This window comes from Streptomyces sp. NPDC019396, assembly GCF_040632375.1.
Classification (GTDB): Bacteria; Actinomycetota; Actinomycetes; order Streptomycetales; family Streptomycetaceae; genus Streptomyces.
On sequence record NZ_JBEYBS010000003.1, the window covers coordinates 214076 to 223551 of the forward strand.

The window sequence follows — 9476 nt, forward strand, 5'->3', positions numbered from 1 at the left end:
CGGGTTACTCGGATGAACGGCGCCTTGCTCCGTGGAAGGATGGCCGGAAACGTCACATACCGAGGAGATGACCGGGTGCCTGGCACAAACCTGACCCGTGAAGAGGCGCAAGAGCGAGCACGCCTGCTCACCGTTGACTCGTACGAGATCGACCTCGATCTCACCGGGGCGCAGGAGGGCGGCACCTACCGGTCCGTGACCACCGTGCGCTTCGACTCCGCCGAGGCAGGGGCGGAGACCTTCATCGACCTCATCGCCCCGGCCGTCCACGAGGCCGTGCTCAACGGCAAGTCGCTGGACGTGGCGGCGGTGTTCCGGGACTCTCGGATCACGCTGGCGCACCTGCACGAGGGCCCGAACGAGCTCAGGGTCGTCGCGGACTGCTCGTACACCAACACCGGTGAGGGTCTGCACCGGTTCGTCGACCCGGTCGACGACCAGGCCTACCTCTACACCCAGTTCGAGGTGCCGGACGCCCGCCGGGTGTTCGCCTCCTTCGAGCAGCCCGACCTCAAGGCCACCTTCCAGTTCACCGTGAAGGCGCCCGAGGGCTGGAGCGTGATCTCCAACTCGCCCACCCCGGAGCCGCAGGACAACGTCTGGCGCTTCGAGCCGACGCCGCGGATCTCCACGTACATCACGGCACTGATCGTGGGCCCGTACCACTCCGTGCACAGCTCCTACGAGAAGGACGGGCAGAGCGTACCGCTCGGCATCTACTGCCGCCCCTCGCTCGCCGAGTACCTGGACGCGGACGCGATCTTCGAGGTCACCCGGCAGGGCTTCGACTGGTTCCAGGAGAAGTTCGACTACGCCTACCCCTTCGCCAAGTACGACCAGCTCTTCGTGCCGGAGTTCAACGCGGGCGCGATGGAGAACGCGGGTGCGGTGACCATCCGCGACCAGTACGTGTTCCGCTCCAAGGTGACGGACGCCGCGTACGAGCTGCGGGCGGAGACGATCCTGCACGAGCTGGCGCACATGTGGTTCGGCGACCTGGTCACGATGGAGTGGTGGAACGACCTGTGGCTGAACGAGTCGTTCGCCACGTACACCTCGATCGCCTGCCAGGCGTACGCACCGGACTCGAAGTGGCCGCACGCCTGGACCACGTTCGCCAACTCGATGAAGACCTGGGCCTACCGGCAGGACCAGCTCCCGTCGACGCACCCGATCATGGCCGAGATCCGGGACCTCGACGACGTCCTGGTGAACTTCGACGGCATCACCTACGCCAAGGGCGCGTCGGTGCTGAAGCAGCTGGTCGCCTATGTCGGGCGGGACGAGTTCTTCCGCGGTGTGCAGGCCTACTTCAAGCGGCACGCCTTCGGCAACACCCGGCTCTCGGATCTGCTGGGCGCGCTGGAGGAGACCAGCGGCCGCGATCTGAAGACCTGGTCGCGTGCCTGGCTGGAGACCGCGGGGATCAACACCCTTCGGCCGGTGATCGACACGGACGCCTCCGGTGCCATCACCTCCTTCGCCGTCAAGCAGGAAGCCCCTGCACTGCCGGCCGGCGCCAAGGGTGAGGCGGTGCTGCGCCCGCACCGGATCGCGGTCGGCTTCTACGGCCTGGACGAGGCCGGGAAGCTGGTGCGCACCGAGCGCGTCGAGCTGGACGTGGACGGCGAGCTCACCGCGGTACCCGGGCTGACGGGCAAGCAGCGCCCCGCGGTGGTGCTGCTGAACGACGACGACCTGTCGTACGCGAAGGTGCGTCTCGACGACGAGTCCCTGAAGGCCGTCACCGAGCACCTGGGCGACTTCGCCGAGTCGCTGCCGCGCGCTCTGTGCTGGGCGTCGGCGTGGGACATGACCCGGGACGGCGAGCTGCCGGCCCGTGACTACCTGTCGCTGGTGCTGTCCGGTATCGCCAAGGAGTCGGACATCGGCGTGGTGCAGTCGCTGCACCGCCAGGTGAAGCTGGCGATCGACCTCTACGCGGCGCCGGAGTGGCGCGACGCGGGGCTGACCCAGTGGACGGACGCCACGCTGGCGCATCTGCGTGCGGCGGAGCCCGGCAGTGACCACCAGCTGGCGTGGGCGCGGGCGTTCGCGGCGACCGCGCGCACCCCGCAGCAGCTGGATCTGCTCCAGGCGCTGCTGGAGGACCGCGAGACGGTCGAGGGCCTGGTCGTGGACACGGAGCTGCGCTGGGCTTTCGTGGAGCGGCTCGCGGCGACCGGGGTCTTCGACGAGGAGGAGATCGCGGGCGAGCTGGAGCGCGACAAGACGGCCGCCGGTGAGCGCCACGCGGCCACCGCGCGTGCGGCGCGGCCCACGCCGGAGGCGAAGGCCGAGGCCTGGGCGTCCGTGGTCGAGTCGGACCAGCTGCCGAACGCGGTGCAGGAGGCGGTGATCGGCGGTTTCGTCCAGACCGACCAGCGCGATCTGCTGGCTCCGTACACGGAGAAGTTCTTCGCTGCTGTGAAGAACGTGTGGGAGTCCCGCTCCCACGAGATCGCCCAGCAGATCGCGGTCGGCCTGTACCCGTCGCTTCAGGTCTCTCAGGAGACTCTCACGGTGACGGATGAATGGCTGGATTCAGCCGGTCCGAACGCGGGTCTGCGGCGGCTGGTCTCGGAGTCCCGCGCAGGTGTCGAGCGGGCACTGAAGGCTCAGGCGGCGGATGCCGCAGCGGCCTGACCTGCTGCGCTGACCACGTCGGCTTACTGACGAGTAAGGGCGCCCCGGAACCTCGCGGTCCGGGGCGCCTTCGCATATCACGCACCCATCACGATTCAGTCGGTGTCTGAAGTGTGACCTGGCGTCAACAAGGCGGCCGGTGAACGACTATGCTCCCTCAGCGTCGCCATGTGATCGTTCCCGTTCGATTCTTTTTGAAGGTGCTGATGGTCCGTGAGGAATCGTCGCCCGGAAGTGGAAGTCCGCGCACTGCGGCCTCTTTCGGGTGGCTGCTGCCCGCCGCTGTGACCGCCGTCGTCACCGCCGTCGCGGTGGCACTGGTCTCCACTCCGGCCCGTGTCCCCGTCGTGGTCATCGGCTCCGTCGCCACCATCGCGGTCGCCGTCATCGGCGCCGAGGTCTCCCGCCGTGGCAGGCGGATCGAGACACTGCGCCGCGCCGTACGGGAACGTGACGCCGTCCTGGCCCACCACTCGGCGGAGACCGCGCACCTCGCCGGTTCGCTGCTCCCCGATGCCATGGACCGGCTGCGCAGAGGCGAGTTCCCGGAGGAGGTACTGGGCTCGCTCTCCGCGTCGGAGGCACACCAGGCCGTGCTCCAGGCCGTCGTCGGCGCGGTCGTCGGCGAGGAAGAGCTGCGCGAGTCCGCCCAGCGGGCCTTCGTCAACATCGCCCGCCGCGTGCAGGCCATCGTCCACCAGCAGGCCAAGGAACTGCGGGAGATGGAGGACCGGCACGGCAAGTCCCCCGAGGTGTTCGGCGACCTGCTCCGGCTCGACCACGGCACCGCGCTGATCGGCCGGCTCGCGGACTCGATCGCCGTACTCGGTGGCGCCCGCCCCGGTCGCCAGTGGGGCAGGGCCGTGCCGCTCTACAGCGTGATGCGCGGCGCCATGTCGCGGATCATCGACTACCAGCGGGTCGAGCTGCACACCGTCTCCGAGGTCGCCGTGGTGGGACCCGCCGTCGAGCCGCTGATCCACGTGCTCGCCGAGCTCCTCGACAACGCGACCCGCTACTCGCCGCCGCAGACCAAGGTCCATCTGACCGCCGTGGACGTCCAGTCGGGCATCGCCGTCGAGATCGAGGACGGCGGCGTCAGCATGAGCGAGGAGGCCCGGCGCCGCGCCGAGCAGGTGCTGCGCCAGGCCCAGCAGGGCATCGACCTCACCGACCTGGGCGAGACCCCGCGGCTCGGCCTCGCCGTGGTCGGCCGGCTGGCGCAGGCGTACGGCTTCCAGGTCGCGCTGCGCTCCTCCGCGTACGGCGGCGTCCGCGCGGTCATCGTCGTACCGCAGGAACTGATCACCACCGCCGAGTACGCGACCGGTATCGCACACGGCATCGGCGCCGCCTCCCGGCCCCGTACGACGCTCCCGGCCGCTGCCCCGGCCACCGCCCCCTTCGTGCCCGCGCAGCGCCAGGAGCCGCGCCAGGTGACCGGTCCCGTACCGTCGGACCTCGGCCTCATGCCGTCGGACGGCAGCATCGTCTCGTCGCCCAGCGGTCGTGTGGAGGTGACCGAGCGGACCCCGGGCGGGCTGCCCCAGCGGCGCCGCAAGTCGCGCCTCGCGGCGGACTCCGCCCCGGAGACCGGGACCGCACCCGGGGGCGCGTACCTGACGAACCCAGCGGCTCCCGTGCCGGACTCATCGGCTCCCGTACCGGACCCATCGGCTCCCGTACCGACCTCGGCTCCTGACCACGAGCCCACACCTCAGGTGCAGCCCGGAATGTGGCTGGCCGCCTTCCAGAGCGGTCTCTCCGGGGATTCCACCGATGCCAGCAAGGGGAACACGCAGCCATGATTCAGCAGCAGGCCAACATGGACTGGATGCTCAAGGACCTCGCGGAGGGGGTGCCGGAGACCCGGCATGTGGTGGTGCTCTCCGCCGACGGTCTGCGCATGGCCCAGTACGGCACCGACACCGACACCGCCGACCGGCTCGCCGCCGCCTGTGCCGGGCTCCAGTCGCTGGCCGGCGCGGTGGCGTCCGAGCTCCCTTACAGCGAAGGCCGGATGCGGCTGGTCGTCATCGAGATGGACGGCGGGTTCTTCTATCTGATGGCGGCGGGGGCGGGTGCGTTCCTCGCCGTACTCGCCGACGAAGGTGTGGACGCGGGGCTGATGGGACAGCGGATGCGGGACCTCGTGCTGCGCATCGGTGAGCACCTGACCAGCCCGCCGCGGGCCGACAGCGCCTACTCCGGCGGTTACGCCGGCGGAGGGGCGGCCAGGTGAGCCACCCGGGTGGTGGCGGCTGGGAGGAAGCGAGCCCGGAGCGGCTCTATGTGATCACGGGCGGGCGCAGCACCTCATCCGCCCCCGTCGAGCTCGACCTGGTCACCCTGGTGGTGGCCAGGTCCCAGCCGAAGCCCGGCATGCCACCGGAGCACACGGTGATCATGGAGCTGTGCCAGGCGCCGTTATCGGTGGCCGAGGTCTCTGCCTACACGAACCTTCCGGTCAGCGTGGTCACAGTCCTGCTCGGCGATCTGCTCGCAGAGAAGCGGGTGATCGCCCGCGCGCCCGTCCCGGCCGCCCAACTCCCTGACCGCGCGTTGATTGAGGCAGTGATCCATGGACTTCAAAAGCTCTGAGCAGCCCACCCTGGCCGCGGGGCCACGGAGCGAGGACGCCCTGCCCGCAACGGCCACCGCGGCCGTCAAGGTGGTGGTCGTCGGCGGATTCGGCGTGGGCAAGACGACCCTGGTCGGCGCGGTCAGTGAGATACGCCCGCTGACCACCGAGGAGACGATGACCCAGGCAGGGGTCGGCATCGACGACACCGCCGGAGTCAGCACCAAGAGCTCGACCACCGTCGCGATGGACTTCGGACGCATCAGCATCAACGAGGAGCTGGTGCTGTATCTCTTCGGCACCCCGGGCCAGGAGCGCTTCTGGTTCCTGTGGCGTGGCCTCTTCGAGGGCGCCCTGGGCGCGGTGGTCCTGGTGGACACCCGCCGTCTGGAGGTCAGCTTCGATGTCATCGGGCGGCTCGAGGAACGGGGGGTGCCGTTCGTCGTCGCCATCAACTCCTTCCCGAGCGCGCCGGGTTACCCCGTCGACGAGCTCAGGGCGGCACTGGACCTGCCGGATTCGGTGCCGATCGTCTCGTGCGACGCACGGGACCGGACGTCGAGCCGTGACGTCCTGCTGACCCTGATGCGCTATCTCCAGTCGCTCGCCATGTCACAGGTGTCCTGAGCGGCCCGCACCGCACTGCACCGCACCCGGAACAGCACATGCTCACGCTCACTCACACGCACCGATGCACTTGACCTGTACCTGACCTCACTATGAGAGGGAGGCCGACGTGGGGCCCGAGCTGTCCGTACCACCGCTCTTCTCTCCCATCGCCCCGGCGATCCACCCGAACCACTCAGCCATCGTCGTCCAGACCGCGGCCTGGGCGGAGACCTTCCGCATCGGCTCGGTGGAGCTGCGCGACGAGCTGGTCGGCCGGGACTTCGGCTCCCTCTGTGCCCGGATCCTGCCCGACGGCCGCGAGGAGGTCGTGTCCCTCCTGTCGGACTTCGCGCTGTGGCTGTCGGCGGTGGACGAGGTGCAGGACGCGCACGGCGCGGAGGGCTCCGGCGATCTGGTCGGGCTGCTGCACCGGCTGATCCGGGTCGCCCAGAACCCCGAGGCCCCCATGCTGGACGACGATCCGCTCGCCGCGGGACTGCGCGATCTGCGGCTGCGGATCGACCGGTTCTGCACCGCGGGCCAGTCCGCGCGCTGGGGAGACGCGCTGCGCGAGTACTTCTTCTCCGTGGTGTGGGAGGCGGCTCACCGCCGCGCGGGGAGCCTTCCGGCCCTGGGCGACTACACGCTGATGCGCCTCTACAACGGGCCGACCGCGGTGATGCTCCCCATCCTGGAGATGGGCCACGCCTATGAGCTCCAGCCCCACGAGCGTGACCGCGTTTCGGTACGGGCCGCCGCCGAGATGGCCTCCTTCGTCACCACATGGGACAGGGACGTCTTCTCGTACCACCAGGAGCACGGTGGCGGGAAGCTGAGCCACCTCAACGTCCTTCGGGTGCTCGAGCAGGAGCACGGACTGGGCCCCGGCGCGGCCCTGGGCCTGGCCGTCCGTCAGCGGGACCGGGTGATGACGCTGTTCCTGCGTCTGAGCGACGGGCTGGCGGAGCGGGGCAGCCCGCAGCTGCGTCAGTACCTGCACGGGCTTGCCTGCTACATACGCGGAGCCCAGGACTGGGGCCTCGCCTCCAGCCCCGGGCTGCTGCCATCGGTCTTCACCGACACCCCGGCCGACGACAGTCACGAGCCCCTCGACATCCCCGCCATCGCGTGGTGGTGGGACCTCGTGGCGCGCTCGTCCTGATACGGGTCCCCGCCCCCCCACGTGGCGAGGGGGCGGGGGCCGCTGTACCAGCCGGGTCAGGCCGCGTCAGCGTTGCCGGATGAACGCCTTTCCGGCCTTCTCGCCGGCCGAACAGGACTTCTTCTCGGCGCTGGTCATCTTGCGGCTCTTGACGACCACGGCGTTGCTCACGCCGTCCGTGCCGTTCTTGGCGGGACCGGTGATGGTGTCGTCGAAGAACCAGTAGTAGTGACCCCACCTGGGGCTGTCGTAGTGGGTCTGCCAGGTGCCGGACACCTCCTGCATCACCTGGGCGCGGGAGATCCAGCCCACCTCACCGGGCCTCACGGTCATGGTGAGCGAGCTGTCCTCCGTGTGCGTGCTGGTCCAGCTGTGGTTGTACGTCGCCGTCACGCTCAGGTCCACGATCCCGGCGATCTTGCCGCCCGCGGTGACGGACACGCCCACGGAGTCGGTGGAACCCACGCTGTCGCTCCAGCCCATGGACTGGGTGGCCGTCGAGCTGCTGCAGTTGTAGAGCGCGTCGGAGACCTGGTGGAACTTCCCGAGGTAGGCCTTGCCGAGCACGGGTGAGTTGAAGGTGCACTTGCCCTCACCCGAGGCGCAGTCCGCCGTGAGTTGCTCACGTGTCGGCTGGTCGTCCGCCGCCGCAGGAGCTGTGGACGCCGCCATGACGGCGCATACGGCCGCTGCCGCGGCGGCTATCCGGCCGCCGTTCCTCAGGACGCGGTGTTTGGTCATTCTGGTGCCTTTCAGATGGTGCAGGGGGGATCGGTGAACCAGGCCGCAGGAAGGGAGAACTGAGCTGTGGTCAGGGGCCCAGCCAGCCCACGGTGGTTACCGCCGTTGCATGCGAGGTTGTCCGAACGGGCGCGGGAACCACACCAAGAAACGGCAAAGTTGTGGTTGATTTCACAACCTCCTTGAGGAGGCGATCGGCTGACAGGGGCTCAAGTAGCCGCGTGACCAGGTCGAAAGGAACGGTGAAGTGATCATCGTTCTGATTGGAGTACCCATGCGACTGTTCGCGCGCGGGGCGGCCACCGCGCTGCTCGCCGCCCTGACCCTGACCGCCCCCGGGCAGGCCGCCACCGCCCAGGACCGCGGGGCCGAACCGAGGCCGGGTCCCGCGCCGCTGCACCTGGCCGACGAGCCGCTCAGGGGGAGCTACATCGTCTCGCTGGAGACCGGGGCCGATGCCGCGGCCGTCGCACAGCGCGCCGGCGTGAAGGCCCGCTACACCTACAACAAGGCCATGCGCGGCTTCTCCGCGAGACTGAGCAAGGAGCAGCTCGCGACGGTGCGGCTGGCGGCAGGGGTCGCGGCGGTGGAGGAGGACTCCAAGGTGTCCGTCCACCAGGCACCGCCGGGGCACCCGTACCCGCTACCGGCAGGTCCCGTGCCCCGGCGATCGGTGCTCGCGGCGAGCTGGGGGCTCGACCGCGCCGACCAGCGGAAACTCCCTCTGGACGGGCGGTTCGCCGCCACCTCGGCCGGCAAGGGCGCCACCGTCTACGTCGTCGACACCGGGATCGACTACAAGCACAGCGAGTTCGGCGGGCGCGCCGTCTACGGCTTCGACTCGGTGGGCGACGGCCGCCGCGGGCGGGACTGCGACGGCCATGGCACCCATGTCGCGGGCACGGTGGGCGGGGCGACCTACGGGTTCGCCCGGCAGGCCACCCTGGTGAGCGTGCGTGTCCTCGACTGCGACGGTGTCGGTGCCTGGTCCGGGATCATCGCCGGTCTCGACTGGGTGGCCCGCAACGCCAAGCAGCAGTCCGTGCTGACCGCCTCGCTCGGCGGCGCCAAGTCCCCCTCCGTGAACGGTGCGGCCGACGCCGTCTTCGCCCGGGGTGTGCTGCCGGTCATCGCGGCCGGCAACTCGGCCGACGACGCCTGCCGGACCTCGCCCGCCAGCACGCCGCGGGTCGTCACGGTCGGCGCGACCGACCGTACGGACACCGAGGCGGACTTCAGCAACTACGGCAGGTGCCTGGACCTCTACGCCCCCGGTACCGAGATCGTCTCCGCGCTGCTGGGCGGGGGCAGCACCGAGATGAGCGGTACGTCGATGGCGGCCCCGCATGTGGCGGGGGTGGCCGCGCTCTACCGCAGCGCCCACCCCGAAGCCGGTGCGGAGGCTGTCAGCAACTGGCTCGTCGGCCAGGCCACCAAGAGCGTGATCCGCAACCTTTCGCCGGGCTCGCCCAACCGGCTGCTGTACGCCGCGGGGCTCTGACCGAGCTGCCGGCGTTGAGGCCGGCCGGCCGGCTCATACGCGCCACGTCTCCGCCCTACGCCCTCCACCAAGAGGCGGAAGCCCGCCCCCTTCCCCTCGGCGCGGCCTGTGAGTGACGCTCGGCTACAGGCACGGCGGCACACAGACATACGTCTGAGGGCGCCCGACGGAGTGCTTCCGTCGGGCGCCCTCAGAACTATGTGATTGTTGAGGCGGGCGGCGCAGGGGCGCGCGCC

The 9476-nt window shown here is 70.0% G+C and carries 8 protein-coding genes; 7 read left to right on the plus strand and 1 reads right to left on the minus strand.

Going from position 1 to position 9476, the window contains the following annotated elements; translation table 11 throughout:
- Positions 1-75: 75 nt before the first annotated feature.
- The 6 genes from pepN (at position 76) to ABZ532_RS04890 (ending at position 6998) form a co-directional block, all read left to right on the plus strand.
- Positions 76-2646, plus strand: a complete 2571-nt coding sequence (pepN, locus tag ABZ532_RS04865; RefSeq protein WP_361279618.1) for an aminopeptidase N — start codon at positions 76-78, stop codon at positions 2644-2646.
- 206 nt (positions 2647-2852) lie between these two features.
- Positions 2853-4454, plus strand: coding sequence for an ATP-binding protein (locus ABZ532_RS04870; RefSeq protein WP_361279620.1), 1602 nt, complete (start codon positions 2853-2855; stop codon positions 4452-4454).
- Positions 4451-4888, plus strand: a complete 438-nt coding sequence (locus ABZ532_RS04875; RefSeq protein ID WP_361279621.1) for a roadblock/LC7 domain-containing protein — start codon at positions 4451-4453, stop codon at positions 4886-4888. The genes ABZ532_RS04870 and ABZ532_RS04875 overlap by 4 nt, the downstream gene beginning before the upstream one ends.
- On the plus strand, positions 4885-5247 hold the full coding sequence (locus ABZ532_RS04880) for a DUF742 domain-containing protein (protein ID WP_361279622.1): 363 nt from the start codon (positions 4885-4887) through the stop codon (positions 5245-5247). The genes ABZ532_RS04875 and ABZ532_RS04880 overlap by 4 nt, the downstream gene beginning before the upstream one ends.
- The gene (locus tag ABZ532_RS04885; RefSeq protein ID WP_361279623.1) at positions 5228-5854 is read left to right on the plus strand and encodes an ATP/GTP-binding protein; all 627 of its coding nucleotides are present in this window, start codon (positions 5228-5230) and stop codon (positions 5852-5854) included. The genes ABZ532_RS04880 and ABZ532_RS04885 overlap by 20 nt, the downstream gene beginning before the upstream one ends.
- A gap of 109 nt (positions 5855-5963) precedes the next feature.
- Positions 5964-6998 (plus strand): selina-4(15),7(11)-diene synthase, encoded by a 1035-nt coding sequence (locus ABZ532_RS04890; protein WP_361279624.1) that lies wholly within the window; start codon positions 5964-5966, stop codon positions 6996-6998.
- A gap of 66 nt (positions 6999-7064) precedes the next feature.
- On the opposite strand, the gene ABZ532_RS04895 is transcribed toward ABZ532_RS04890, so the two are convergent.
- Entirely contained in the window at positions 7065-7739 is a 675-nt protein-coding gene (locus ABZ532_RS04895; RefSeq protein ID WP_361279625.1) for a hypothetical protein, read from the minus strand.
- Between the two features lie 274 nt (positions 7740-8013).
- Here ABZ532_RS04895 and ABZ532_RS04900 point away from each other — a divergent pair, with 274 nt between their 5' ends.
- Positions 8014-9240 (plus strand): S8 family peptidase, encoded by a 1227-nt coding sequence (locus ABZ532_RS04900; RefSeq protein ID WP_361279626.1) that lies wholly within the window; start codon positions 8014-8016, stop codon positions 9238-9240.
- The last annotated feature ends 236 nt before the right edge of the window (positions 9241-9476 follow it).

Excerpts from the sequence above, each read along its gene's own strand:
- ABZ532_RS04870 (WP_361279620.1), top strand. The coding sequence starts at position 2,853 with ATGGTCCGTGAGGAATCGTCGCCCGGAAGTGGAAGTCCGCGCACTGCG.
- ABZ532_RS04875 (WP_361279621.1), top strand. The coding sequence starts at position 4,451 with ATGATTCAGCAGCAGGCCAACATGGACTGGATGCTCAAGGACCTCGCG.
- ABZ532_RS04885 (WP_361279623.1), top strand. The coding sequence starts at position 5,228 with ATGGACTTCAAAAGCTCTGAGCAGCCCACCCTGGCCGCGGGGCCACGG.
- ABZ532_RS04895 (WP_361279625.1), bottom strand. The coding sequence starts at position 7,739 with ATGACCAAACACCGCGTCCTGAGGAACGGCGGCCGGATAGCCGCCGCG.
- ABZ532_RS04900 (WP_361279626.1), top strand. The coding sequence starts at position 8,014 with ATGCGACTGTTCGCGCGCGGGGCGGCCACCGCGCTGCTCGCCGCCCTG.